General features: G+C 64.1%; 20 protein-coding genes. 9 read left to right on the top strand and 11 right to left on the bottom strand.

Going from position 1 to position 24,759, the window contains the following annotated elements:
- Positions 1-46 precede the first annotated feature (46 nt).
- Positions 47-2,080, top strand: a complete 2,034-nt coding sequence (locus tag L0F51_RS18815) for a radical SAM protein (RefSeq protein WP_234630687.1) — start codon at positions 47-49, stop codon at positions 2,078-2,080.
- Here L0F51_RS18815 and L0F51_RS18810 read toward each other — a convergent pair.
- From L0F51_RS18810 to L0F51_RS18800, 3 genes are all read right to left on the bottom strand, one after another.
- Positions 2,043-2,531 (bottom strand): Lrp/AsnC family transcriptional regulator, encoded by a 489-nt coding sequence (locus L0F51_RS18810; protein WP_092809729.1) that lies wholly within the window; start codon positions 2,529-2,531, stop codon positions 2,043-2,045. The two genes, L0F51_RS18815 and L0F51_RS18810, sit on opposite strands and share 38 nt — an antisense overlap.
- Before the next feature lie 64 nt (positions 2,532-2,595).
- Positions 2,596-3,264: a uracil-DNA glycosylase family protein gene (locus tag L0F51_RS18805; protein ID WP_234630686.1), complete on the bottom strand. Its 669-nt coding sequence runs from the start codon at positions 3,262-3,264 to the stop codon at positions 2,596-2,598.
- 4 nt (positions 3,265-3,268) lie between these two features.
- Positions 3,269-3,877 (bottom strand): glutathione S-transferase, encoded by a 609-nt coding sequence (locus tag L0F51_RS18800; protein WP_234630685.1) that lies wholly within the window; start codon positions 3,875-3,877, stop codon positions 3,269-3,271.
- Positions 3,878-4,000: 123 nt separating this feature from the next.
- On the opposite strand from L0F51_RS18800, the gene L0F51_RS18795 reads away from it, so the two are divergent.
- Positions 4,001-5,560 carry a HAMP domain-containing sensor histidine kinase gene (locus L0F51_RS18795; RefSeq protein ID WP_234630684.1) on the top strand — a complete coding sequence of 520 codons (1,560 nt, stop codon included), beginning with the start codon at positions 4,001-4,003 and terminating at the stop codon, positions 5,558-5,560.
- A 70-nt stretch (positions 5,561-5,630) separates the two neighbouring features.
- Here L0F51_RS18795 and cobT read toward each other — a convergent pair whose 3' ends face one another.
- Positions 5,631-6,677: a nicotinate-nucleotide--dimethylbenzimidazole phosphoribosyltransferase gene (gene cobT, locus L0F51_RS18790; RefSeq protein ID WP_370642460.1), complete on the bottom strand. Its 1,047-nt coding sequence runs from the start codon at positions 6,675-6,677 to the stop codon at positions 5,631-5,633.
- A gap of 167 nt (positions 6,678-6,844) precedes the next feature.
- Between cobT and cobS the strand changes: the two genes are divergently transcribed.
- Both cobS and L0F51_RS18780 read left to right on the top strand, forming a co-directional pair.
- Positions 6,845-7,630 carry an adenosylcobinamide-GDP ribazoletransferase gene (cobS, locus tag L0F51_RS18785; protein WP_234630682.1) on the top strand — a complete coding sequence of 262 codons (786 nt, stop codon included), beginning with the start codon at positions 6,845-6,847 and terminating at the stop codon, positions 7,628-7,630.
- Between the two features lie 18 nt (positions 7,631-7,648).
- Positions 7,649-8,299, top strand: coding sequence for a TIGR02281 family clan AA aspartic protease (locus L0F51_RS18780; RefSeq protein WP_128292819.1), 651 nt, complete (start codon positions 7,649-7,651; stop codon positions 8,297-8,299).
- 42 nt (positions 8,300-8,341) lie between these two features.
- Here L0F51_RS18780 and dusA read toward each other — a convergent pair whose 3' ends face one another.
- The 5 genes from dusA to L0F51_RS18755 all read right to left on the bottom strand — a co-directional run bounded on the left by dusA (position 8,342) and on the right by L0F51_RS18755 (position 14,323).
- Positions 8,342-9,304 carry a tRNA dihydrouridine(20/20a) synthase DusA gene (gene dusA, locus L0F51_RS18775; protein ID WP_234630827.1) on the bottom strand — a complete coding sequence of 321 codons (963 nt, stop codon included), beginning with the start codon at positions 9,302-9,304 and terminating at the stop codon, positions 8,342-8,344.
- A gap of 361 nt (positions 9,305-9,665) precedes the next feature.
- Positions 9,666-11,129, bottom strand: coding sequence for an aldehyde dehydrogenase (locus tag L0F51_RS18770; protein ID WP_234630681.1), 1,464 nt, complete (start codon positions 11,127-11,129; stop codon positions 9,666-9,668).
- Positions 11,130-11,253: 124 nt separating this feature from the next.
- A complete protein-coding gene (locus tag L0F51_RS18765; protein ID WP_234630680.1) occupies positions 11,254-12,105 on the bottom strand; it encodes a GNAT family N-acetyltransferase in 852 nt (283 codons plus the stop codon).
- A 284-nt stretch (positions 12,106-12,389) separates the two neighbouring features.
- Complete coding sequence (locus tag L0F51_RS18760; protein ID WP_234630679.1) at positions 12,390-13,694, bottom strand: FAD-binding oxidoreductase; 1,305 nt, start codon at positions 13,692-13,694, stop codon at positions 12,390-12,392.
- Between the two features lie 23 nt (positions 13,695-13,717).
- Positions 13,718-14,323: a helix-turn-helix domain-containing protein gene (locus L0F51_RS18755; protein WP_234630678.1), complete on the bottom strand. Its 606-nt coding sequence runs from the start codon at positions 14,321-14,323 to the stop codon at positions 13,718-13,720.
- Positions 14,324-14,700: 377 nt separating this feature from the next.
- On the opposite strand from L0F51_RS18755, the gene L0F51_RS18750 reads away from it, so the two are divergent.
- The 4 genes from L0F51_RS18750 to L0F51_RS18735 all read left to right on the top strand — a co-directional run bounded on the left by L0F51_RS18750 (position 14,701) and on the right by L0F51_RS18735 (position 19,889).
- Positions 14,701-16,260 carry an ABC transporter ATP-binding protein gene (locus L0F51_RS18750; protein ID WP_234630826.1) on the top strand — a complete coding sequence of 520 codons (1,560 nt, stop codon included), beginning with the start codon at positions 14,701-14,703 and terminating at the stop codon, positions 16,258-16,260.
- A 44-nt stretch (positions 16,261-16,304) separates the two neighbouring features.
- Positions 16,305-17,963, top strand: a complete 1,659-nt coding sequence (locus L0F51_RS18745) for a peptide ABC transporter substrate-binding protein (protein WP_234630677.1) — start codon at positions 16,305-16,307, stop codon at positions 17,961-17,963.
- Between the two features lie 71 nt (positions 17,964-18,034).
- Positions 18,035-18,985: an ABC transporter permease gene (locus L0F51_RS18740; RefSeq protein ID WP_234630676.1), complete on the top strand. Its 951-nt coding sequence runs from the start codon at positions 18,035-18,037 to the stop codon at positions 18,983-18,985.
- A gap of 16 nt (positions 18,986-19,001) precedes the next feature.
- The gene (locus tag L0F51_RS18735) at positions 19,002-19,889 is read left to right on the top strand and encodes an ABC transporter permease (protein ID WP_234630675.1); all 888 of its coding nucleotides are present in this window, start codon (positions 19,002-19,004) and stop codon (positions 19,887-19,889) included.
- 102 nt (positions 19,890-19,991) lie between these two features.
- Here L0F51_RS18735 and L0F51_RS18730 read toward each other — a convergent pair whose 3' ends face one another.
- Complete coding sequence (locus tag L0F51_RS18730) at positions 19,992-22,136, bottom strand: hypothetical protein (protein ID WP_234630674.1); 2,145 nt, start codon at positions 22,134-22,136, stop codon at positions 19,992-19,994.
- 206 nt (positions 22,137-22,342) lie between these two features.
- Between L0F51_RS18730 and L0F51_RS18725 the strand changes: the two genes are divergently transcribed.
- Positions 22,343-23,719 carry a class I adenylate-forming enzyme family protein gene (locus L0F51_RS18725; RefSeq protein WP_234630673.1) on the top strand — a complete coding sequence of 459 codons (1,377 nt, stop codon included), beginning with the start codon at positions 22,343-22,345 and terminating at the stop codon, positions 23,717-23,719.
- Here L0F51_RS18725 and L0F51_RS18720 read toward each other — a convergent pair.
- Positions 23,648-24,739, bottom strand: coding sequence for a mandelate racemase/muconate lactonizing enzyme family protein (locus tag L0F51_RS18720; RefSeq protein WP_234630672.1), 1,092 nt, complete (start codon positions 24,737-24,739; stop codon positions 23,648-23,650). The two genes, L0F51_RS18725 and L0F51_RS18720, sit on opposite strands and share 72 nt — an antisense overlap.
- Positions 24,740-24,759 lie beyond the last annotated feature (20 nt).

Genomic DNA, 24,759 nt, shown 5'->3' with positions numbered 1-24,759 from the left:
AAGGGACCGGCGTGCTGCACGGCACGCCGGCACAGGGAGGCTGCCCATGACGGCACCCGACCTTCATCTCATCTTCCCGCCGCAATGGTCGCCCTTCCAGCCCTTTCTCTCGACGCCTTCGCTCAAGGCCTACCTCGAGAGCCATGGCCATCGTGTCCGGCAGTCCGACTGGAACGTCGAGTTCTACGAGTATTTCATCGACCGCCGCAGGCTGGCGAAGGCCTCGGCTCGGCTGATGCGCTACATACGCGAGCTGCGGGAAGAGAACGAGATCTACCGCAACTCGGCCTATCTCGCTCTCGGCATCCTCAGCAACTACGAGACAAAGCGCTCCGCGGTCGACCGCCTGCGCTCACCCGCCTGCCTCGATCGCGTGGAAGATTTCTATGAGAGCGTCACCGCGCTGAAGCGGCTCCTCTACGCATTCTCGGTCGCCGAGCCGGTGGTGGAGGTGGGCACGTCATCTCTGTCGACGGCGCGGGTTCTCCGCTCCGCGGCCGCGGTCGATGCCTTCTGCGAGAGCGAGGAGGACAATCCGTTCCTGCCGTTCTTCCGTTCGAAGATCGCAGAGATCGACGAGGTTCCGCGCTATTTCGGGATTTCGGTGATCGGAACCGAGCAGATCCTGCCCTCTCTCACCCTCGGCGCCGCCTTGAAGGCGCGCTTCCCCGGCGTTCCAATCCTCGTTGGCGGCAGTGTATTCTCGCGCCTGCTCGACCGGGAGGATGCCCTGCAACCCCTCTTCGGTCGCTTCTTCGATATCGTGGTGCGCTACGAGGGTGAAATTCCGGCCGATCGTCTCCTGTCGGCCACCGATCCGTGCGGTGAACGCACCCCCGGGATCGCCTTTCACGAAAACGGCCGGATCGTCATGACCGATCTCGCTCCGCAGCTTCCCATGGAGGAAATCCCGACACCCGATTTCGGCGACCTCGATCTCCGCCGATATTTCTCGCCGGACATCGTGCTACCGCTCCTCTCCGCCCGAGGATGTTACTGGGACAAGTGCGCCTTCTGCTACCATGGCATGATCTACGGAGACCGCTACCGGGTGCGCGATCCGAAAGCCATCGCTGCCGACGTCGAGCGCCTCAACGCCCGTCACGGCGTGACGCATTTCGCCCTCAATGACGAGGCGATCCCGCCAAAACTCTTCAAGACGCTGCCGGCAGCATTGCCGAGACGCACTTACTTCTTCACCGGCCTTTACAAGTTCGAGCGCTTCTTCCGGGCCGAGCATTATCGCGACATGTACGAGGCGGGCTTCCGCTCTCTCTACATCGGTCTCGAAAGCGCCAGCGAGCGCGTGCAACGGCATATGCGGAAGAACAACACGCGCGCCGTCATGCGCGCCAATCTCACGGACGCCGATGCCGCCGGCATTTGGAACCACACTTTCAACTTCTTCGGCTTCCCGACGGAAACGGAAGCCGAAGCCATGGAGACGGCGCACTTCCTCATCGACAACTCCGCCATCATCCACTCGGAGGGGACGGGGACGTTTTCCTTCGAACACAATGCTCCGATCGCGAAATCACCCGAGGCCTTCGGCGTGAGCCGCGTGGTGGAGAAAACCGATAGCATTCTCGAGCTTTACTACGATTACGAGGTGGAGAGCGGCCTCACCCAAGCAGACGCGACCAGGATGCTCGAGCGTTTTTCGGAGATGAAGCGACAGACAGGCGCCTACCGCTACGGCGGCTGGATTCCGAGGGAGCATCTTCTTCTCCTTCTCGCCCGGCACGAGCGTGACGCCCTGCGCACGAAGCTGGCCGACCTCGACAGCCGCCTTGACGAAGACGCCCGCTGGCGGAGGGACATCGCCTGGTTCGCGCTGCAGAAGGAGACAGGGTCGGAGCTGCGCTTTTTCGTCGTGAACACGCATGCCGGGACGATCCTCGAAACGAACCGCGACGCCGTGCTCGTCCTGGAGTTCATGCCACAGGATGTGCCGCTCAAGACGATCGTGGAGAGCTTTCCGGCTCTCGCACCCGTGCTGACGCACCGAGCGGAGCCTGTCTCACAGCCGGCGTTCGGACCTCTTACCCCTTCGTCTTCTGCGGCGGGTCGAGCTGCATGAAGTTGAGCGGCAGGGCCGTCGTGTCCTTGATCCTCTCCATGGCAAAGGCAGAGGAGACGTCGGTGATGTCGATCTTGGAGACGAGGCGCTTGTAGAAGGCGTCATAGGCGGCGATGTCCGGCACGACCACCTTGATGAGGTAGTCGACCTGCCCGCTCATGCGGTAAAATTCCACCACTTCTGGCATGTCCGAGATGATCTTGGCAAAGCGGAGAAGCCAGTCTTCGTTGTGCTGATTGGTGGTCACGAAGACGAAGACGGTGACATGCGCATTGACCGATTTCGGGTCGAGGACCGCCACCCGCTTCTTGATGACGCCGTCTTCTTCCATCTTCTGGATGCGCCGCCAGGCCGGCGTCGTCGACAGGCCGACACGCCGGGCGATCTCGGCAACGGGGAGCGTCACATCCTCCTGCAGGACAGAGAGGATCATGCGGTCAATGCGGTCCATTCAGGCCTCGGGCAGATTTTTGCGTCGTTAGACCATTGTTGGCGCGCACGAGGCAAGCGCTGCGTCACTTGCCGTCCTTCTCTCCACTCTGCGGCTCGAGAAGCTCGCGCACGCGCCCCCGCAAAAACGGCAGAACCTCTTCGCGAAAGAACGGATGACGCTTCAGCCAGGCGTTGTTGCGCCAGGAAGGGTGCGGGAGCGGCAGGACGGGCGGCGGACCCGACTGCGCGACGACATCCCGCCAGTCGGCGACGGTCTCCGTCAGCGTGCGGCGGCGCAGAGAGCCGAGATGCCAGGCGATGGCATACTGCCCGATCGCGAGCACGAGTTCCAGCTGCGGCATGGATTTGAAAACCGCCTCGCGCCAGGAGGGCGCACATTCGCGCCGCGGCGGCAGGTCGCCGCCCTTTGCGTCCTGACCCGGGAAACAGAACCCCATCGGCACGATGGCGATCTTCGACACGTCGTAGAATTCGTCGCGCGTGACGCCGAGCCAGTCGCGCAGGCGCTCGCCGGAGGGATCGTTGAACGGCGTCGTCGTGGCATGCGCGAGCGTGCCCGCCGCCTGGCTCGCAATGCACAAGCGCGCCGTGGAGGAAATCCTCAAAATCGGATTCGGCTCGTGCGGCAAGGGCGACGCGAACGGCCGCTCCACACAGATACGGCAGAAGCGGATGCGCGCAGCGAGCGCCTCCGCCGTTTCAGGCGTCTCTTTGGAAGGCGTTTCAGCCACGCGTTCAGGCAGACGCGCTCGGACGGGCTTTGAGACGCGCATGCCAATCGCGCAGAGCGGCAAAATCTTCCGGAATGTCCACCTTCGCGGGCTTCATGAAGTCGAAAGTGACAAGCGCGGTGATATCGGCGACGGAAAAGCTGTCACCGGCGATGAATTCCCTTCCCCGCATCTCGCGGTCGAGGAAGGCGAAAAGCTCCGGCAGCCGCTCGCGGCAGGCCGCCGCCCATTCCGGCACCTGGTTTTCGAGTTCCGCCATCGCGGGGTGTGAGTGGCGAAAGATCGCGGCCACGAGAGCATAGAGATCGAGCTCGATGCGGCGGTTCCACATTTCCACCTGCGCCTGTTCCAAAGCGGTCTTTCCGAAAAGCGCCGGATCGGGATGCAGCGCCTCGAAATAGCGGCAGATCGCCATCGTTTCCGAAAGCGCAGTGCCGTCGTCGAGGACAAGAACCGGCAGGCGGCGCATCGGGTTGAGGCGAAGAAAATCGAGCGAATAATGCTCCTTCTTGCCAATATCGACGGGCTCGAGAGGTATTTCGAGGCCCTTCTCGGCCAGGAAAATCCGCACCCGGCGTGGGTTCGGCGCGCGTCCGCCATCGAGTAACTTCACTCTCACCTCCGCTTCGGCCCATTTGCCCGGACCACGGCCTTACGGCCTCTTAACCATCTTCACTCGCCCGATCTTAACCGCGCTCCACTACGAAAAAGCGGGAAAAGAGTTGGGGAAGAACCCATGGTGGATGTGGCACAGGCGACGATTTTGCAGGCTTCGCCCGACGAGTCCCGTGCCGCACGCCGCAATATGATCACCCGCGCGCTGGTGCGCAACGTCACGACGGAGAGCGGGCCGAGCGACGCGCTTTTCCACTTCGAGCAAGAGATGGCGGACCAATACGCCAGGAACCGCATCTCTTTCGCGCCGATCGTGCTGGGCCTCATCCTCGTCCTGACCGTGATGATGGGCTTCATCGGCAACCCGCTATGGGCCGCCTCCTGGGGCGCGGGCGTGCTCGTCCTGCATCTTGCGGCGACCGTCGTCTGCCGCCGCTATGCGGCACTTGCCCCCAATCAGCGCTCGCTGGTCGACTGGAAGAACCGCTTCGTGGTGGTGGAAGCGCTCTATGGTCTCGGCTGGGCGGTGTTTCCTTTCCTGTTTCCGATGGCGGGTGCTGCCGACACGCTGATCGGCATCGACGTGGTGCGCTTTGCGACCGTCATCGTCTTTATGTCGTTGAGTGCTCTCGTCGCGGCCCCGTTGCCGGCGGCGTCCGTCGCCAGCACGCTGCCGATCGCCATCGGCCTCGGTGCGGCGCATATGGTGTCGCCGAGCCTCATCGACATGATGGTGGCCTTTTGCGCACTCGGCGCGGAGGCGATGCTTCTCTACCTGACCGGCCAGCTCAACGAGCAATATGCGCAGAGCCTGGTGTTTCGCGCGGAAAAGGACGCCGTTCTCGCCGAGCTCGAACAGGGCAAGGCCGTCTCCGACGAGGCCAGGCGGCGGGCCGAAGCGGCCAATATGGCAAAATCGCAGTTTCTGGCGACGATGAGCCACGAGCTCAGGACGCCGCTCAACGCCATTCTCGGCTTCTCCGAAGTGATGCGCAACGAGATGCTCGGCCCGATCGAGAACGATGCCTACAAGGACTATCTCAACGACATCTACAATTCCGGCCAGCATCTCCTGAAGCTGATCAACGAGATCCTCGATCTCTCCCGCATCGAGGCGGGCAAGCGGGAATTGCGTGAGGAACTCCTGTCTCTCGTCAGCATCGCGCAGGATGCCAAGGGGCTGCTCGACCTCAAGGCACGGCAGAAGAACATCAAGGTGTCGGAAGCGTTCGAGGAGCACATGCCGAAGATCGTCGTCGACGAGCAGGCGATCCGGCAGGTGACGCTCAACCTTCTTGCCAATGCCCTCAAATTCACACCGGCCGGCGGCGAGGTGGCCCTCAAGGTCGGCCGCACCGAGGGCGGTGGCCAGTATATCTCGGTGCGCGACAACGGCCCGGGCATTCCCGCCGACGAGCTGCCGATCGTCCTCTCAGCCTTCGGCCAGAGCTCGATCTCCATCAAGAACGCCGAACAGGGGACCGGCCTCGGCATCCCCATCGTCCAGGCGCTCATTCATCTCCACGGGGGCCACTTCGTCCTGCGCAGCAAGGTGGGCGTCGGCACGGAAGCCATCGCCATCCTGCCGGCGAAGCGGGTCGTCTCGGCCTTCACCGACGACAACCGCACCTGGGCCTTGATGCGGGCACGCAAACCCGCGCAGCTGCGCAAGGCGAGCTGAACGGCGAACGGCGCAAGGGCATCGCCATCAGAGACGGCGATGCCCTTTCTCAAATCTCAGATGACGAAGCTCAGCCGCCGGCGCGATCGACGTTGACGCCCTCCCCCGACACGCCGGCCTCGTCGAAGGTCGCCATGTTGGAATGGGTGTAGGCGGCAGCGCGGACGATGGCCGCGGCAATCGCCGCACCCGTGCCTTCGCCGAGCCGCATGCCGAGATCGAGAAGCGGCGCGCCGCCCATCGCTTCGACGGCCTGACGGTGCGCCTTCTCTGCCGAGCGATGCGCGAAGATGCAGTGATCGGTGGCGCCCGGCGCCATCTTGTGGACCACGGCAACCGCTGCACTCGTGACGAAGCCGTCGACCACCACCGGGATGCGCTGCATGCGGGCTGCCAGCACGGCGCCCACCATGGCGGCGAGTTCGCGGCCGCCGACGCGCTTCAGAATGACGAGCGGATCGGTTTCGCCCTTCACTCTCTCGCAGGCGAGCCTGACCGCCTCGATCTTCGCTTCCAGGACCGCGCCCGTCGAGCCGGAGCCGTAGCCCACCCATTCCTCCGGCTCGCCGCCGAAGAGCGCGCAGAAGAGCGCGGAAGCGACCGTGGTATTGCCGACGCCCATCTCTCCGAGGCAGAGAAGATCGATGCCCTCGATCGCCTCCATGCCATAGGCGATGGTGGCCGCGCAGTCGCGCTCGCTCAGCGCATCCTTCTCAGCGATATCGCCCGTCGGCAATTCCAGCGCGAGCTCGAAGACCTTGAGGCCGACATTGAAGGAGGTGCAGAGCTGGTTGATCGAGGCGCCGCCGGCGCGGAAATTTGCCACCATCTGCTGCGTGACATCGGCCGGATAGGGCGCGACGCCGCGGGCCGTAACCCCGTGATTGCCGGCGAAAACGGCAACCATCGGGCGCTCGATGACGGGCTTTTCCTGTCCCTGCCAGCCGGCGAGCCAGATGGCGATCTGCTCCAGGCGGCCAAGGCTTCCGGGAGGCTTCGTCAAACGCCCCTGGCGGGCGCGGGCCGCGGCAAGAGCCTCGGCATCCGGAGCCGGAAGGCTCTTCACAAGGTCACGAAAATCGTCGAACGGCGCAGCACGTGTGCCGGCATCACGGATGGACAATGGGATTCTCACTTCTCTTGGGGGCAGAACGGGGGGAAAAGCCCCTACGTCACAATCGCTTAAAGGGAGGATTGGCGGAGTGCAATGCGTCAGCCCGCCCCGTTTCAACCTTCCCTTCGACGGCCTAATGGTAGCGCTGTTTCATTGCGCCGGAGGCTCGCATGAGCTCGCTCGCCCAGCATTTCACCCGCCTGCCGCAGGACCTTCGCGCCTGCCTCGCCTTCCTCTCCCGCCTGCCGATCCGGGCCAAGCCCGAGCCGAGCGAAGAACGCCCGCTTTCGGTCTCCTCCGCCTGCCTGCCGCTCGCGGGGATGCTGATCGCGCTCACCCCGGCGGTCATCCTATCGCTCATCATCTCCTTCGGCGGCTCGGCGGTGCTCGCCGCCGCCGTGGCGCTCGGCGCGATGGCGCTGATCACCGGCGGACTGCACGAAGATGGGCTCGGCGATACGGCTGACGGATTCGGCGGCGGCAAGACGCGCGAACAGCGGCTTGAGATCATGCATGACAGCCGCATCGGCACATACGCGCTCCTCGCTCTCCTCTTCACCGTGATCATCAAGGTGGTCGCGCTTGGCGAGATCTCGCAGAGCGTGGGCGTCGGCGCCTTTTCCATCATCTGCGTCGCGGCCCTTTCGCGCGCCCTCGCCTACACGCATTGGACGAGCCTCCCGCCGGCCCGCACGGACGGTGTCGCGAGCTGGGCCGGATGGCCGAAGACCGCCGATCTCGGCTTCGCGGTTCTCCTGAGCGTGCCCGCGATCCTCATTCTCATCGTCATGTTCCCGTTCACCGGCCTCCTCGCCATCATTCTGGCGACACTCGGCGTCTTCGCCTTCAGCGCCATGGCGCGGCGGCTGATCGGCGGGCATACCGGCGATACGATCGGCGCCTCGGAACAGATTGCAGCCACAATCCTGTTCGCAACTCTGGCACTCGGGGCCTGAGATCCCCATCTGGGGCCCATGCTCGACCAATCGTTCATCATCCTCGGTTCCGGCGACGCGGAATGGCCCCGCGTCGTCTACCTCATTGGCGTCCTGATCCTCGTCGTCGGCGGCCTCGCCGCCTATCGCGGGCGCCTCGGCACGGCCGCGAAACACGCTCTCATCTGGGTCGCCCTCGTCGTCGGGCTGGTCGTGGTCTATGCTTATCGCGAGCCTTTGACCCGCTTTGCCGGACCGGTGATCGATGTTTTGGCGCCCGGGCGCATGACGGTGAGCGTCGACGACAGCGGGCGACAGGTGCTCAATGTCGGCCGCAGCTCCAACGGGCATTTCAAGCTCACCGCGGATGTCGACGGTCATGAGCTCGACTTCCTGGTCGATACAGGCGCTTCGAGCCTCGTCCTGACCTATGAGGACGCTGCTCGGGCCGGCATCGACGTGACGGCCCTGCGTTTCGACCGGATGGTGGAGACGGCGAACGGCATCACGCTGCAGGCACGCGCCGAAATCCATACGCTCAAGATTGGCCCCCTCACCTTGAACAACGTCCCGGCCGGCGTGGCGCAGGAAGGCCAGCTCTTCTCCAACCTTCTCGGCATGAACGTGCTCAACCGTTTTGCCTCATGGCGGGTGGAGAACGGCGAACTCATCATCACGCCGCAGAGCTGAATCACGCCGCAGAGCTGATCGGGCTCCGCCCGGGCTCGTCACTCAGGCGGCGAGGCTTTCAAGCCCGCCAGCTTCCGCAAGACCTGCGAGCGCCTTTTCGATGACCTCCGGCCCGGCGCCCGCCTTCACGCCTTCGACCGTCAGGATGCGCCGCCAGATGCGCGCGCCCGGACGCCCGTGAAAGAGGCCGATCATCGGCTTCGTCACCGCCGCCATGCGCCCGCCCGCAGCGCAATGCGCCTCCGCATAGGCGCACATCCGCCGCGCTGCGGCGATGAGATCGGGCGCTGACGCCTCCTCCCCATAAATCTCGCGGTCGACGCCGCCAAGAAGGCCCGGATCCTGATAGGCGGCGCGACCGAGCATGACGCCGTCGACCGTCTCAAGATGCGCCTTTGCCGCCGCAAGGTCCGTGATGCCGCCGTTGATGCCGATGAAACGATCCGGCCAGCGCGTCTTCAACCGATAGACGCGGTCGTAATCGAGCGGCGGCACGTCGCGATTTTCCTTCGGCGACAAACCCTGAAGCCAGGCCTTGCGCGCATGCACCCAGAGTGCGTCGGCTCCCGCCGCAAAGGCCAGATCGGCGAGCGCATCGAGCGCCGTCTCGATATCCTGATCGTCGACGCCGAGACGGCATTTCACGGTGACCGGCAGATCGACGACCGCCTTCATCGCCGCGACGCCGCGCCCCACGACCTCCGGCTCGCGCATCAGACAGGCGCCGAACGTGCCCGATTGCACCCGGTCGGACGGACAGCCGACATTGAGATTGATTTCGTCATAGCCGAAATCGGCGCCGATGCGGGCCGCCTCGGCGAGCTTCGCCGCATCGCTGCCGCCGAGCTGCAGGGCGACGGGATGTTCCTCGGCATCGAAACCGAGCAGCCGGTCGCGATCGCCGTGAATGAGGGCATCGGCCGTCAGCATCTCCGTATAGAGAAGCGCCCGCCGCGTCAGCCCACGATGGAAATAGCGGCAGTGCCGATCGGTCCAGTCGATCATCGGCGCAACGGCGAATTTATGCAGATATTCAGTCACTTAATTTCCAACACAGAGTCCCGCCGCGATTGGACGGACAGGCGCTGAACGCCGCCATCCAAGGATTTGGGAGACCATCACCTCGCCTGGGTGATCGAGCATCCGCAGAGCACAATGAAACGATTTTCTGGCTCTCTTCAATGCCAAGCCGGAATTCAGCAAGGGAGGCGGCAGCCGATCTGACTGCGTCGTGGCAAAGATCGTTCGCTGCGCATCGATCGAGTGGTCGCCGTTGCGGCCGTTGAATGAGTATCTCCACGCGAACGGGCATCCCCGCGGCGAAACGGGGACGCTCAAGGATGCGCGCGGATATCAGAGGCGGATCTCAGAGATCGATCAGGACCGATTTCGTGCGCCGGTTGGCGAGGAATGCCTCGCGTCCCAGGTCCTTGCCGAGGCCAGAGGCCTTCCACCCGCCCGTCGGCAGGATGTGATCGCGGGAGCGGCCATAGCGGTTGACCCAGACCGTGCCGGCTTCGAGACGCCGGGTCATCCGCAGGGCCCGCGACAGATCGCGGGTGAAAAGCCCGGAACTCAGACCATAGGTCGGGTGACGCGCCATCGTTGCCGCTTCGTCTTCGCTGCCGAAAGACTGCAGCGACAAGACCGGCCCGAACACCTCCTCGCGCATCACGGGGGACTCTTCTGGTGCATCCGTCACCAGGGTCGGCTGAAAGAAGCTGCCCGCGCGATCGAACCGCGCCCCGCCGCAGACGATCTCCGCGCCGGCTTTGCGAGAGGTGTCCAGAATCCCGCTGATCCTCGAGAGCTGACCTTCGGAGATGATCGGCGGGAAGGTCGTCATCTCGTCCCATGTCGGGCCGGGGCGAACGGCACTCATCAGTGAGACGATGCGCTCGCCAAGTTCCTGAGCCACCGAGGCCTCTGCCAGAACGCGCGAGCCGGCGACACAGCCCTGCCCGGCATTGCTCAGGATTGTACGGGTGATGCACTGCGCCGCGAGCTCGATGTCGGCATCGGCGAAGACGACCTGGGGCGATTTCCCGCCGAGCTCCAACGTCACCGGCTTGATGCCGTTGCGGGCCGCATTTTCCATCACGGCGACGCCTGCCCGTGTCGATCCCGTGAACGAGACCTTGCCGATGTCCGGATGCGCCACCAGCGCCTCGCCGGTGGTTGCGCCATCGCCGACCACCACATTGAAGAGCCCGGCCGGAAGCCCGGCCCGAACCGCCAGCTCTGCCAGATAGAGCGTCGAAAACGGCGTCATTTCAGACGGTTTGAGCACCACGGCATTGCCCGCCGCCAATGCCGGCCCGAGCTTCCATCCGGCGAGCGCGATCGGCACATTCCAGGCCGTGATGGCACCGACGACGCCATAAGGTTCAGATGCGATAAAGCCCATCTGCCCGTCCGATGTCGGCACCAGCGCGTCGCATTCCTTGTCGGCGAACTCAGCGAAGAAGCGGATCTGCTCGGCCGCCACCACCACGTCGCCCGTCGTCGCCTCGGCAATCGGTCGCGATGAGGCGACCGCTTCCAGCCGGGCCAGGGTCGTCGCCTCCGCCTCGATCAAGTCCGCCCAGGCATGCAGAATACGGACCCGGTCACGCGGTGCGCAGCCCGCCCATCCCGAGCTCTCCAGCGACGCCTTCGCCGAGGCGACGGCCCGGTCCACGGTCTGCGCGTCCGCGAGCGGGACGGAGGCCAGCTTGCGCCCGTCAGAGGGGGCAAAAACCTCGATCGCGTCCGGGCCCTGAAGATAGGCGCCGTCGATGAAGTGGCCCCGGGGCAGCTCGAGGGTGTCGGGATCGAAGCTGAGTGTCATGAGGTCGTTCCTGTTTCACTGAGAGAAGGTCGGCGGCGTTGATCAGGTGTGCGGCAGCGCAGCGCCGAGAGCCGCGCCGGCGCGCCTCTGGCGTCGACTGTGCGCTCGGGCATGCCATCAAGCCTCAGCAGAGCGCCTGGCTTGCGAGGGCGTAGACGTTGGCAGGACCGGTCTGTCGGGTCGGGGCGGCTCCCGGCCGCGTCATGGCGAGCCCGGTCGAGACCCGCTCAAGGCCGGCTTCTGCCGCAATCGCAGCCAGGCGGTCTCCCGCGGCGGTCAGGTCGAACCGCAGAAAAGTCCCAGCTGTGCGCGCGATGCCGGCCCGAAGAAGCCCCTCAGCCGTCGCATCGTCGCGCGCCACCAGCGGGCCGATCAGCATGCCGCGCCCAAACTTGCGGAGCGCCACATATCCCTGACGCACGCTCCCGTCACGCTGCACCCATATGTCCCCATCGCGCAGCAACAGCGCAAGCAGCGCGCGACGGTTCATTCCGATCGCCTCCAGATCCAAAGCCGCCAGCACGTCCAGATCGTCCGAACCCGCCTTCTCGACCCTGTCGGGCGCCTCCACCCTCACGGCCGTACCGCCGTACTGGGTGATCATACCGGTCGCGGCGAAGCCCAGTTTTTCATAGAGCGGGCGGCCGGCCTCGGTCGCGGTCAGACGACATTCTCTGTGCCCCGCCGCATCGAGCGCCGCCTGCATCAACCGCCGGCCGAGCCCGATTCCGCGGACCGAAGGATCGACGATGATCATGTTGCAGGTACCAGCCGCCTCCCCGTAGGGAACGAAGTTGGCGGTCCCGACCAATTGCCCGTTCAACACGGCGCCCCGGCCCTTGCCGAGTTCCAGGAGGTGCCCCCAGTCTTCGGGTCGATGCAGCCAGTTTTCCTGCACCGAAAGGCGGTGTGCGTGGGGAATATGTTCGGGCGTCAGGTCGATCAGTTCGACACGGGCCCCAGCCGTGGCATTCATTGGGATCTCCTTGTTGCGGACCACGCCTCACGCGCGACGAGAGCGGCGCGGCCGTCGGTCAGTCCGCAGGATGAGAAGCGCGGCTCCTTCACCCTCCGGCGATCTGCGCCGTTGCGAAGTGCGAGCGAATGCCTCTCGACAGCCTCGGCGGTTGTTCGCACGCGATCGGCTGAGATCGTTTCAATTCAGAAAGACTGCCGGCGGCCTCCAGAACGGAGGTGTGTGACGGCAGTCGTTCCGCAATTCGTCACCTCGACGGAGCGAGAGGGAACGCCTGTCCCGTTTCAGCGCGTGGCGCGCGCCAGAGCCAGCCGATCACGCAGGCGATAGCCCTGGATGACAGCGGGAAGGAAATAAGGCTTGCCGTTGTAGAAGGGTATGGCCGCCGGGGGGCGAAACTCGAAGGCGGTGCGGGCCTGATCGTCTCCGAGCAGCTTGTGCGCGGCGCGGGTTCCAAGCCAGGGCGCCCACACGACACCAGAGCCACAGAAACCGGTGGCATAGGTCACGCCCTCGCGCTCGAAAAGGCGCGGAACCATGTCCCAGTTCATGGCGACATGGCCATACCAGCTGTGACTGAGGCCGACACTCTTCAGCTCCGGGAAGATCCGCAGCAAGCCCTGGCGGATATTCTCCGTAGGCCCTGTTTCGTCAGTGCCCGTAGAGGCATCGCGCCCGCCCAGAAGAATGCGCGTACCGTCCGGCGTCGGCCGGAAATAGTGCCCCAGAATCAGCCCTTCGCTGTACATCATCCGGCTCGGCATCAACCGGTCCATCACCTCGGTGGGCAGCGGATCTGTCACGATGATCCGGCTGCGAACCGGGATCAGACGACGCCGCAACCACGGATCGGAGCCATCGGTGTAGCCGTTGGTGCAGACGAGAACCTGGCGGGCAGAGACGGTGCCCGCTGAGGTCTCGACGGAGAATTCGGCGCCGTCGCGACGAACGCCCTTCACCTCGGTCCCGGAATGCACGGCGGCACCGGCCTCCAGTGCGAGGCGTAAAATCTCTGCGGCGAGTTTCGCCGGGTGCACCCCGCCGATGTCCATGCGCACATGGCCACCGCGATAGAAATCACTGCCGATATAGCGGGATTGCTCGGCCTGCGGCACGGCAAAGGTTTCTATCCCCAGCCGCTTGTGCAGCGTCTCTGCAGTGCGCGCACCGGCTTCATATTGCTCCCTCCCGATGGCACCACCAAACTTGCCCACCGGCTGAAAATCGCAATCGAGCTTTTCGGTGCGAATGAAGTCGTAGAGAAATTCCCGCGCCGTCTTGCCTTCGGCCTCGATGGCAAGTGCGCGCTCTCCGCCAAAGCGGCGAGAAAGTTCGTCGAAGCTCGGCCGAATGTTGCCGCTCGTAATGCCCCCGTTGCGCGACGAGGCACCTTCGCCCGGCATCATCTTGTCCACGACGACGACAGATCGTCCTGCACGGGCCAGGATCACCGCGGCGGTCAGCCCCGCAAAGCCGGCCCCGACGATCAGCACGTCGGTCTTTTGCGGCAGGGGCTGCACAGGCAGCGGCCGCACGGGAGCAGCAATCCACCAATAAGGGCTGTTCTGAATTTGAGCAGTTTTCGACATTGGCCTATCTCTGAAGGATGGTTTTACAAATGGCGATCGAACTGAACGGCGCCGATGATCCAGAGCACTGCAGCCGGCTCGGAGCTCACATTGCTCAAGCTGTGAGGAAGCATCCCGTCGAAGGCGAAACTATCGCCATGTGAAAGAGCGACGTTCTTGCCGTCGACAGTCAGGATAACTTCCCCGTCGAGGACGAGACCGCCCTTTTCGGCAGGATAACTGAGCGCCCACCCACCCGATTCCGCGCCGGCATCGATGTGAATGATCATCAGCTGCAGGTGCGGCTTATCCGTCGGCGTCAGCAATTCCTTCTGCAAATCCCCGAGGTCTATGATCGGGCGATTGTCCGCGCGCCTGACAAAGTCGGGATCTCCCGCATGCTCCGTCTCGGATGCAGGCTTGGCGAAGAGCTCCTGAAACGAGACGTTCAGCGCCCGCCGCAAAGATGTGAGCAAGCGCACCGAGGGATTGGCGAGGCCGCGTTCGACCTGGCTGATCATGCCTACGGAAACGCCCGACGCCTCGGCGAGCGCCTTCAGAGACATTCCCTTCTGCTTGCGCAACAGGCGCAGAGTGGCCCCAACATGCTCTTCGGCATGCTCGACGCTAAAGCTGGACTTCTGATCCATAGACGGCTCCCTTCCGGCAAGCGTGTGTCAGCAGAAGGCCGGGTCCAGCAATGCCTGACGGCGTTCTCGCAACTCGAACAGTGCACGCAAAATTTTGAAATTTCAATCGGAAATGCCTCATTTCCACCGACGCCCGAAAAATAGCCAAAATACGTTTTTCTTATATAAATCAATTTTTTGCATAGCGTTCCTGCGCGCAAATGGCTCTATCTGTCGGTAGATAGTCATCAAAATTCTTGCGGCTAATTTCAATATATGCTCACCTGCGTCAAGCATGGCAGGAGGAGCGTTTCGTGACAATCGAGCCTAACCCGCGCCCGCTCGGCCAGGACGCCGCGCTTTCGGTCAGAAACCTGACATTGAACCTTCCCAAGGGGATGGAGCGCTCCTACGCGGTCTCGCAGATCTCGTTTGATCTCGTGCCGGGCAAGATTCTCTGCATCATCGGGGAGTCGGGGTCAGGAAAATCGATCACCGCGAACGCCATCATGGGGCTCCTTCCCTTCAGCATTCGCATCGGTGAAGGCAGCATCTACGTGGGCACCACGGAGATTCAGTCCATGAATCCTGCGGCGCTTCGCGACATGCGCGGGCGGAAGGTGTCCATGATCTTCCAGGATCCGCTCTCGGCGCTCAATCCTCTGATGACCGTCGGCGATCAGATTGTCGAAGTCATGTCCGCGCACGGGGTCGGCACCAAGGCCGAACGCAAATCCCGCGCCGTCGCGCTTCTGAAAGAGGTCGGACTGCCCGACCCGGAGACGATGTACCGGCAATACCCGTTCCGGCTGTCCGGCGGTCAGCGGCAACGCGTCATGATCGCCATGGCGCTCGCGCTCGAGCCCGGCATCCTGATCGCGGACGAACCGACGACCGCGCTGGATGTCACCACCCAGGCGCAAATCCTGGCGCTTATCAAAGACATCCAGCACCGCAAGAATATGAGTGTCGTGTTCATCACCCACGATTTCGGCGTGGTGGCCGAGATCGCCGACAACGTGGTGGTGATGGAAAAGGGCAAGATCGTCGAGCAGGGCGATGCGGATACGGTCCTCAAGACGCCCTCCCATCCCTATACCAAGCGCCTGATCGCCGCGGTTCCGCACATCATCGGGCAAGACCGCACGCCTCATGTCGCCCGCAGCGACACGCCCATTCTGAAAGTTCGCGACCTCGTCAAGACCTATCGCAGCGGCAGCCGGATGTTCGGCACCGAACGCGTCGTCAAGGCGGTTCAGGGCGCGAGCTTCGACCTGCTGCCGGGGCGCACGCTTGGCGTCGTCGGAGAAAGCGGTTCGGGCAAGTCCTCGATGGGGCGCCTTCTGGTCAAACTGGCCGAAAGCGACGGCGGTGAGATCTTTTTCGAGGGCACGGATATCGCTCCGATGTCCGAGGCCGAGTTCCGCCCGCTTCGTCCGCGGATCCAGATGATCTTTCAGGATCCCTTCGCCTCCCTCAACCCGCGCTCGACCATCGGCCAGATCCTGACCGTCGGTCCGTGCGCGCACGGCATGTCGTTTTCAGATGCAAAGGCCGAGGCCCTCGCCTTGCTCACCGAGGTCGGTCTCGATCCCGGAGCTTTCGATCGCTACCCGCACGAATTCTCCGGGGGCCAGCGCCAACGTGTCGGCATCGCCCGGGCGCTGATGTTCAAACCACGCCTCCTCGTCGCAGATGAATCGGTCTCGGCACTGGACGTGTCCATCCAGGCACAGATCCTCGAACTGCTTGACCGGATCCAGCGGGAGACCGGCGTCTCGATGGTGTTCATCACCCACGACCTGCGCGTCGCCTCGCAGATCAGTGACGAAATTGCCGTGATGCAGAAGGGCCGCATCGTCGAGATGGGACCGCCTTCGCAGATCTTTCTCAATCCCCAGAGCGACTACACGCGAGAGCTGGTGGCAGCAATTCCAGGGGAAAAGGCGGCCGCCTGAAGCCGCCGACCCACCAACCCGTTCATTTCGAGAGGGAAGAGTCGATGACCGAGAAGAAAAATATAACTTTGACCCGGCGCGGTGCGCTCGGACTTATGGGCGCCGCCGGCGCCACGCTGATGGCCCCCAATCTGCTCGGCAAGCCGGCCTTTGCGCAGACCGAGGGCTCCCCGGAGGGCCGGGTGATCGTGGGCCTCGTGCAGGAACCCACCGTTTTCAACCCGTTGATGGTCAAAATCGAAGTCGACGACGGCGTTCACTTCTCGGTCTTCGACGCCTTGTTCCGCTTCACGCCTGAAGGCGAGGTCGTGCCCAATCTCGCAACCGAGGTGCCCACCCAGGCCAACGGCGGCATTTCCGAGGATGGCACCGAATGGCGCATCAAGCTGCGCGACGACGTGAAATGGCACGACGGCGAGCCTTTTACGGCCGAAGATGTGAAATTCACGCTCGAGCTGATCGTGAATCCGGATTTCCGCGCCTGGCGCACGGCCGGGCACTCGCTTTTGCGTGACATCACCGTGGTCTCCCCGACGGAGCTGACCTGGCGGATGGAAGAGCCGTTTTCGCCCTACCTGTCCTTCCTGACGGAAACCTTCATCGTTCCCAAGCATGCCTTCGAAGGCGTCGAGGACCCCAACAGCGCCCCCTTCAACCAGAGCCCGATCGGCACCGGCGCGTTCAAATGGGACCGTCGTCTCGCCGGCGACCGGGTCGAGCTGCTCGCCAATGCCGATTATCACGGCGAAGGACCCTACCTCGAACGGCTTGTGTTCAAGTATATCCCGGACATCACCGTTCACTTCACGCAGTTCCGCAGCGGCGACATCGACCTTTTGGGCCGGATGTACATCACGCCGGACAATTACGAAGAAGCCAAGACCCTCCCCGATCGCACGCTGGTGCTGCAACCGGCTCCGTCGATTGAATCGATCGCGCTCAACCTGGAGCGTCCGCAATTCAAAGAACTCGCGGTGCGCGAGGCCCTTTACGCGGCCATCGACAAGCAAGCGATCATCGATGCGATCTACTACGGAGTGCATGATCCGGTCGAAAGCTATGTGCCGCGCAACTCCTACTACTATTATCCGGACCTGCCGCTGCACGAATACTCGCCCGACAAAGCCAATGCGCTTCTCGACGAAGCCGGCTGGAAACGCGGCGCGGGCGGTATCCGCGAGAAGGATGGCGTGCGGCTTTCCTTCAAGAACTCCACCACGTCCGGCAACCATCTGCGCGAACAGATGCAGCAATTCGTCCAGCAAATGCTGCAACAGGTCGGCGTCGAGATGACGATTGAAAACATGCCGGCTGCCGTCATGTGGGGCGACTTCTGGATGCAGTCGCGCTTCGACACGGCGGTCGTCGGCACGACCTACCTGATCGGCTCGGACCCGGACGTCACCAACCGCTTCCATTCGAGCGCGATCACGGCACAGGGCGGCTCCGGCTCAAACAACGTGCAGATCAAGAACGCCCGCATCGACGAGCTTCTGGAAAAAGGCACGCGCATCTTCGACCCGGCCGAGCGCAAGGTGATCTACGACGAGGTGCAAAAGATCGTCCGTCACGAGCTGCCGTTCCTGCCGCTCTTTGCCGAGAACTTCATCCACGGGCGCAAGTCCGGGATCGAAGGCTTCGAGCCCAACGGCAACACCCGCACGGAATCCTGGAACGCCGCCAGCTGGTATTGGGTCAGTTGACCTTTCTGGCGCCCGTCGCCGCCTTCGCGGCGACGGGCTTGACGCTCACGTCGTATTTCCGAGACCGCTGAATGCTCCCATTTCTGCTCAATCGCCTATGGCAAAGCCTTATTCTCCTGATCATCGTGTCGATCATCGGCTTCACGATCCTCAACCTCATCCCGGGGGGACCGCTGTCGCAGTACGCGCTTGATCCGGGCATGACCGCTGCCGATCTGGAGCGTCTCAAAGAGCAGATGGGACTGAACCGGCCGCTTCCGATCCAGTATCTGGACTGGGCCTGGCGGATGCTCCACGGCGATTGGGGCACGTCCTACCGTGACGGCGCGCCGGTGACCGAAGTGATCGGGCGCCATATCTTCGCGACCTTCATCCTGATGGGTTCGTCGATGGCCATTTCCATCGCCATCGGCACCTGGATCGGGATCCGCGGGGCGACACACCGATATTCCCTCTTCGACTATACGGCCACGGTCGGCGCCATGGTGGCACTGTCGATCCCGACCTTCTGGTTCGGACTGGTCTCGATCTATATTTTCTCCTTGAAGCTCGGCTGGTTTCCCGCCGGGAACATGTACACGATCGGCGACGAGACGGTTCTCGGCTATCTGCATCATCTGATCCTGCCCAGCCTCGTCCTGTCGCTCGTGCATGTCGCCGTGTGGAGCCGCTACATGCGGACGGCGACGCTCGACGTCATCCACCAGGACTTCGTCAAGACCGCCCGCGCCAAGGGCGTCCGCGAAAAACGTGTGCTGATGAAGCATGTCGTCGGCAATGCCCTGCTGCCGATGATCACCCTCGCCGGAATGCAGCTGCCGCAGCTTCTGAGCGGCGCACTGGTGACGGAGACCGTCTTCACCTGGCCCGGGATGGGACGGCTGTTCCTCGATAGCCTGAGCTACAGCGATTATCCGGTCGTGATGGGACTGCTGATGCTGTCGGCCATCCTGACGCTGCTCGGCAATCTGATCGCCGATATCGTCGTGTCGATGGTCGACCCGCGCATCCGTCTTGCCTGACCCAAAGGAGAGCGACATGACCGCACTCTCGGCCCCCCCTCATTCCCGACGACGCGAACGCTGGTGGCGAAGCCGGACCGCCAGGCGCTTCATGCAGCACAAGCTGGCGCTGGTGGGCGCGGTGATCATCGTGGCGCTCGCGCTGGCCTGCATACTTGGGCCTTGGCTGCTGCCGTACGATTCACTGCAGATCGACATCCGCGCGCGCTTTTCTCCACCCTTCAGCGGCAATCATTATCTCGGAACCGACCCCCTTGGGCGCGATCTTGCGGCGCGTCTGCTGGAGGCCGGGCGAATCTCCCTTCTGGTGGGCCTGTTCGCGATGCTCCTGTCCACCTTCGTCGGCGCTCTCGTCGGCGTGGTCGCCGGCTATCGCGGTGGGTGGATCGGCTCTGTGCTCATGCGCCTGGTCGACGCTTTCCTCGCGTTCCCCTCGATCTTCCTCGTGCTCGCCCTGGCCGCGGTCCTCAAACCCAGCCCCGCCGTGATCACGGTGATCATTGCACTCACCAGCTGGATGGAAGTCTCGCGCATCGTCGAGGCCGAAGTGCGCTCGCTCCGGGAACGCGAGTTCGTCCTGGCGGGCAAGATGCTCGGCCTCAGCGGCAGCCACATGATGTTCCGCGAGGTGCTGCCGAATGCCATGGGGCCAATCATCGTCGCAGCGACCCTGACCGTGGCCCGCGCGATCCTGACGGAGGCTTATGTCAGCTTTCTCGGTTATGGCATCCAGCCGCCGCTGCCGAGCTGGGGCAACATGCTGAACGGCGCACAGCAATACCTGGAAACGGCCCCCTGGCTCGCCATCGTTCCCGGCATCGCGATCACGCTGGCCGTCACCGGCTTCAACTTCATCGGAGATGGGCTGCGCGACGCGCTGGACGTGCGTGCCGAGGGGGGATGACGGGAAGGCGGCCATGCCGCTGCACAGCTTCCCCGATTCGAGATGCACGGGCCGCGCGGGACTGTCGACGCGCGGCCGACCTTTGCTGAATGGGCGGAGACCTCAGACGTAGAGATCGAGGTCGAACGTCTCCATCGTCTGGCCGACAAAGACGATGCTGCCGCCGCCCGACAAGGCGAGGATGAGATCGCCATCGTCGTTTTCCGAGGCAGTCGCCGTCTGTCCCTCGAGATCGACTGCGTCGCCCTCGTCCTGATCGAAGTCGACGACGATATCGGCGCCGCTACCCTCCCCAAAAACGAAGACGTCGCTGCCCGAACCTCCATAAAGGATATCGGCACCGGCGCCGCCGGTAAGCGTGTCGGCCCCCTCTCCCGCATAAAGCGTGTCGTTGCTGTCCCCCCCGTCGAGCTGGTCATTGCCCCCGCCCGCACCGATGACATCGTTGCCGGCGCCGCCATAGGCCTTGTCCGAGCCCGCGCCCGCCCAGATCTCGTCGTCACCATCGCCGCCATAGACGCTGTCGTCGCCGAGGCCGCCGAAGGCGAGATCCCTGCCCGAACCGCCGCCGATCTCGTCGGCCCCGCTGCCGCCGAAAAGGGTGTCGTCGCCGCCGCCGCTCCACAAGGTGTCGTCCCCGTCGCCGCCACCGAGCTGATCATTGGCGGTTCCGCCATAGACGAGATCGCTGCCGGTGCCGCCGTAGAGTGTGTCGGCGCCCGCGCCACCCGCCACGATGTCGTCGCCACCCCCGCCGAAGACGAGATCGAGCCCGTCCTCGGCGTTCACATCGTCGTCCGCGTCGCCGCCATAGACCGTATCGTCGCCGGCGCCCGAGGCGATGATATCGCGACCGGACGATCCCGACACGTCGCCCATGACGACATCGTCACCCGAGCCTGCGTTGAGGCGATCATCACCGGCACCGCCGGTGAGAAAATCGTCGCCGCTGCCGGTCGTGATCGTGTCGCTGCCATCAAGTCCCATGATGAAGATATCGTCGGTGGCGGAGGCGTAATTGCCTTCGTCGTCGATCGGCACGTTCCAGCCGTTCACCTGATTGTCGTCGGAGACGCCGTCGAGGCGTTCGTTGGTGCCATTCAAGGTGATGTAGCGGTCGTAATCGAGCGTCGGCGCCACGCCGGCCACCAGTGCGAACTCGCCTTCGACGAGTTCATAGAAACTCGCATAATGCTCGGCGAGAAAGTTCGTATCGAAGGATTTCGAGATCGCGTACTGGTCGATCAGGGGCGCATCGAACTGGACGCGGTTGCCCTCGAAGTGGATCTGATCGCCGAGGGTCGCGACCGCCGCTGCGGTGATCGGCGCCTGGGTCGGATCCTGAAGCAGATGCTCACCCGCATCATAGGCGCCCGGATTGCGCACGATGTCTTCCGAATGGTCGAGCTGCGAATACCAGTCCGGCGTATTGAACGAGACCGAAACCCCGTCGATATCGACGATCGACGTGTCGTAATCACCCATCAAGGTGAGCGCGACCGGATCGACGCCTGCGGAGGCGAGCGCCACGACTTCAAGCTCCACACCATCGACGGCGGCAAAGCGCGCCCCGTCATAGATGGTGAAGAGGTCCGCCACGGTGCCGCCGAGGCTGTGACCCGAGACCACGACTTTGGTGACGTCGTTGGCCGGATCCTCGACATATTCCAGCGCCTGGTCGATGAACGCCCGCAGCTGCTCGTAGTAGCGCGCCTGACCGATGCCGGTACCGGCCTCTCCATCGGCGAAGATGCCGTCCGCATCGGTGCCGCGGAATGTCAGATAGAGCGTGTTGCCGGCATCGTTTTCCTTGATCGCCGCGAGCGCAACGGCCCCTGCCTGCGTGAAGACGCTTTCATCCCCGTCCTCATCCACGCGGTAATTGTTGCGATAGAGGTCACCGGCATAGGTGTAGTTCTGGTCGTAGCCGTCGCTCGTTTCGCTGGCACCGATGTCACCCGCATCGAAGCCGAGTTCTGAGGAGGACAGCGTCTTGAAGCCGAACTGCGCCAGATAAAGATCGTAGCGGTCATAAACATTGAGGTCCGACCGCAAGCCGACGTCATCGGGATCTCGGTTGGCGCTGTAATCGGCGAGATATTCATCGGGAAGCGCGTCGGCTCCTCCGTAGATCGCACGATTGAGCAGAACGACGTCGCCCAGGACATCGACGGCGCCCTTGGACAGGTCTCCTGCCGAAGATGTCAGCGCAGCAGAAACCGAAGTTTCATTTCCCGTCTCCCACACCAGCCCCATCCTCATGCCCCACTGACGTCATCGATGCGGTTTGATCTTAGGCGGGGGCAGATGACGAAAGAAAGACGGAAAGATGAGCTGCCTGTGTATCCGCGACCGAGCGAAAGAGGCGGCTTCAGCCGGAACCGCATCGCTGCGTCCATGCGCGCCGGCGATCCCTCTTCTTCTGGCGCCGCGATTGCTGTCATAAGGCTGCCATGTCCTTCTTTCTCGCCTCAGAGCTTTCGGCCTTTACGCCGGGCGATGCCCGTCTCTTGAGAGAGGCAGCCGCCGAGCCGGGGCGGCCGATCGTGGCGCTGACCGCCTCGGCTGAGATCCTGGCGCGGCTTGCCTTCGCCGCGCCGCATCTGCCGGCGCCGCTCTTTCCGATCGATCCGGCGCTGCCGCAGGCGGTCGTCGCCGATCTCATCGCCCAATCGGGGGCCGGGCTTGTCGTCGGGGAACAGCCGATCGAAGGCACGGCATGTCTTTCGACAGATGCCTTTCCGGCCGCTTCCCAGATCGCGGCGCCCTCACCCTCCCGCCGATGGGTAGCACCTTCCGGCATCGCGCTTCTCGTCGCCACCTCCGGCAGCACGGGCCGGCCGAAGGCCGTGATGCTGTCGGGCGCCAATCTGGAGGCCGCCGCGCGCGCCGGCGCGACCATGGCGCCGCTTCAGAAGGGCGACCTCTGGCTCGCCTGCCTGCCGCTTTTCCATATCGGCGGGTTTTCCATCCTGGTGCGCACCGCACTCGCCGACGCGGAGGCGCTGATTGCGGAAAAATTCGAGGCGGCTGCCATCCTTGGTGCTTTGCGCGAAAGGCCGGTCACGCATCTGTCTCTGGTGCCGGCGATGCTCGCGCGTCTTCTCGATGCCGACGAAGAGAATGCACCGACAAGCCTGCGGCATGTGCTGATCGGCGGGGCGGCACTGTCGCCGGAGCTTGCCGAACGGGCCGCCTCCCGCGGCTGGCCGATCCAGCCGACCTACGGGATGAGCGAGACGGCCTCGCAGCTCGCCACCCTCCCCGCTTTGCCGCGTCCCTGGCGGGCCGGCTTCGTCGGGAAACCGCTGGGCGAAACCGAGGTCGCGCTCGATTCATCGGGAAAACTCAAGCTGCGCGGGCCGAATGTCATGGCGGGCTATGCCAATCCGACGCTGACTCCGGGCGACGGGCTTTCGGACGGCTGGTTCACCACGGCCGATCTGGCCGAGATCGACGAAACGGGTGCAATCACCATCCTTGGGCGCGCCGACGACGTCATCGTCACCGGAGGCAAGAAGGTCATGCCACAAAGCGTGGAAGTGCTGCTTGCCAAAACTCCGGGGATTGAGACCGTGGCCGTCACCGGACGGCCGGACCCGGTCTGGGGCGAGATCGTCACCGTGATCTATGCCGGCCCGGGCGACGAAGCGGCGCTGCTTGCCTGGTGCCGCGATCATATCGACGGGGCGCTGCGCCCGCGCGCAGCCGTGCGGGTCGAGGCGCTGCCGCTGCTTGCGAGCGGCAAGCCCGACCGCTCAGCCCTGAAACGGATCGCCGCCGGGCAGGTCGTCAAACGGGGTAAGGCCGAGCCCCGGACGCTCCGGTAGCCGGATCACACCCTTCTCGATCGGCGGCGGCGCAGCGACGTCTTCGGCAAGCCAGGCGAGCGTGCCGAGACCATGCGCGAGACGCTGCCCCGCCGGCAGAGCGGCGGCGAGATGGGCTGCCGCCATGACACCGATGGCGGAATCGACGACGGAGGTCAGAACGAGCTCCACACCAGCCCGTTGCGCGCGGCGCGCGAGATCAAGCGTTGCGGCCATACCGCCGATCCGTGCCGGCTTGACGACGAGACGGCGAACGGCACGCGCCTCAAGCAGCGCATCCACCCCCAGCACTGGCACGGATTCATCGGCGGCAAGCGGAAACGGCAGCTCCGTCTGCAGGGATGCGAGCGCCTCCGGCGTCGGCCCTGCAAGCGGCTCCTCGACACCATCGACGCGCAGGCCGTCCATCGCCGCGAGCGCATTCAGGACCCGGCGCGCATCGGCCTTCTCCCAGGCACGGTTGGCGTCGAAGCGGAAGGACAGAGCCTTCCCGCTCGCCTCGACCACCTCTTTCAAGGCGGTAAGTTCACACTCTACGGGATCGACACCGAGCTTGATCTTGGCGACGGCAAAACCCGCCTCGGCGGCTCTCACCGCGCGGCCGGCGCAGCCTTCGTCGAGGCGGCCGAGAGCGGCGTTCACGGGCACGTCAGCCGCCAAAGTCTCGCGCAGAAGCCGGTGCAACGGCAGGCCGCGCGTCTTTGCGCAGAGATCGAGACAGGCGGTCTCGACGGCCCAGCGCACCTGCGGCTGAGCGATGCGCGCGACGAGATCACCCGCGAGCGGGTCGATATCCTCGCCCGGAAGCGTCCGCAGAACCTCGTCGAGCGCGCGAAAGGTCTCGGCATGGCCCCTCTCGCCCGAACTCGGCAGCGGCGCACAATCGCCAAAGCCGACGAGGCGATCCGAGGCGAGCATGACGAGGCGGCCATACCGCGTCGTCATCGTGGCGCTTGCCGCAACCCAGGGCCGGGCGAGCCTCAGCGCATAGGCGCGGGACCTGGCTTCCTCGATGCGCATTCGGACACGTCCGGCGGGAG

Origin of the sequence: Afifella sp. H1R, from assembly GCF_021462425.1 — a bacterium.
Taxonomy (GTDB): domain Bacteria; phylum Pseudomonadota; class Alphaproteobacteria; order Rhizobiales; family Afifellaceae; genus Afifella; species Afifella aestuarii.
Note: the sequence above shows the minus strand (reverse complement) of the source record. Positions and strands in the feature narration are given on the sequence as shown.

What these genes read in the sequence shown, in the direction of transcription:
- L0F51_RS18755 (WP_234630678.1), bottom strand. Translation starts at nt 14,323, where the DNA reads ATGGATCAGAAGTCCAGCTTTAGCGTCGAGCATGCCGAAGAGCATGTT.
- L0F51_RS18765 (WP_234630680.1), bottom strand. Translation starts at nt 12,105, where the DNA reads ATGAATGCCACGGCTGGGGCCCGTGTCGAACTGATCGACCTGACGCCC.
- L0F51_RS18735 (WP_234630675.1), top strand. Translation starts at nt 19,002, where the DNA reads ATGACCGCACTCTCGGCCCCCCCTCATTCCCGACGACGCGAACGCTGG.
- L0F51_RS18760 (WP_234630679.1), bottom strand. Translation starts at nt 13,694, where the DNA reads ATGTCGAAAACTGCTCAAATTCAGAACAGCCCTTATTGGTGGATTGCT.
- L0F51_RS18815 (WP_234630687.1), top strand. Translation starts at nt 47, where the DNA reads ATGACGGCACCCGACCTTCATCTCATCTTCCCGCCGCAATGGTCGCCC.
- L0F51_RS18720 (WP_234630672.1), bottom strand. Translation starts at nt 24,739, where the DNA reads ATGCGCATCGAGGAAGCCAGGTCCCGCGCCTATGCGCTGAGGCTCGCC.
- L0F51_RS18810 (WP_092809729.1), bottom strand. Translation starts at nt 2,531, where the DNA reads ATGGACCGCATTGACCGCATGATCCTCTCTGTCCTGCAGGAGGATGTG.
- L0F51_RS18770 (WP_234630681.1), bottom strand. Translation starts at nt 11,129, where the DNA reads ATGACACTCAGCTTCGATCCCGACACCCTCGAGCTGCCCCGGGGCCAC.
- L0F51_RS18780 (WP_128292819.1), top strand. Translation starts at nt 7,649, where the DNA reads ATGCTCGACCAATCGTTCATCATCCTCGGTTCCGGCGACGCGGAATGG.
- dusA (WP_234630827.1), bottom strand. Translation starts at nt 9,304, where the DNA reads ATGATCGACTGGACCGATCGGCACTGCCGCTATTTCCATCGTGGGCTG.
- L0F51_RS18750 (WP_234630826.1), top strand. Translation starts at nt 14,701, where the DNA reads ATGGAGCGCTCCTACGCGGTCTCGCAGATCTCGTTTGATCTCGTGCCG.
- L0F51_RS18725 (WP_234630673.1), top strand. Translation starts at nt 22,343, where the DNA reads ATGTCCTTCTTTCTCGCCTCAGAGCTTTCGGCCTTTACGCCGGGCGAT.
- L0F51_RS18740 (WP_234630676.1), top strand. Translation starts at nt 18,035, where the DNA reads ATGCTCCCATTTCTGCTCAATCGCCTATGGCAAAGCCTTATTCTCCTG.
- cobS (WP_234630682.1), top strand. Translation starts at nt 6,845, where the DNA reads ATGAGCTCGCTCGCCCAGCATTTCACCCGCCTGCCGCAGGACCTTCGC.
- L0F51_RS18745 (WP_234630677.1), top strand. Translation starts at nt 16,305, where the DNA reads ATGACCGAGAAGAAAAATATAACTTTGACCCGGCGCGGTGCGCTCGGA.
- L0F51_RS18795 (WP_234630684.1), top strand. Translation starts at nt 4,001, where the DNA reads ATGGTGGATGTGGCACAGGCGACGATTTTGCAGGCTTCGCCCGACGAG.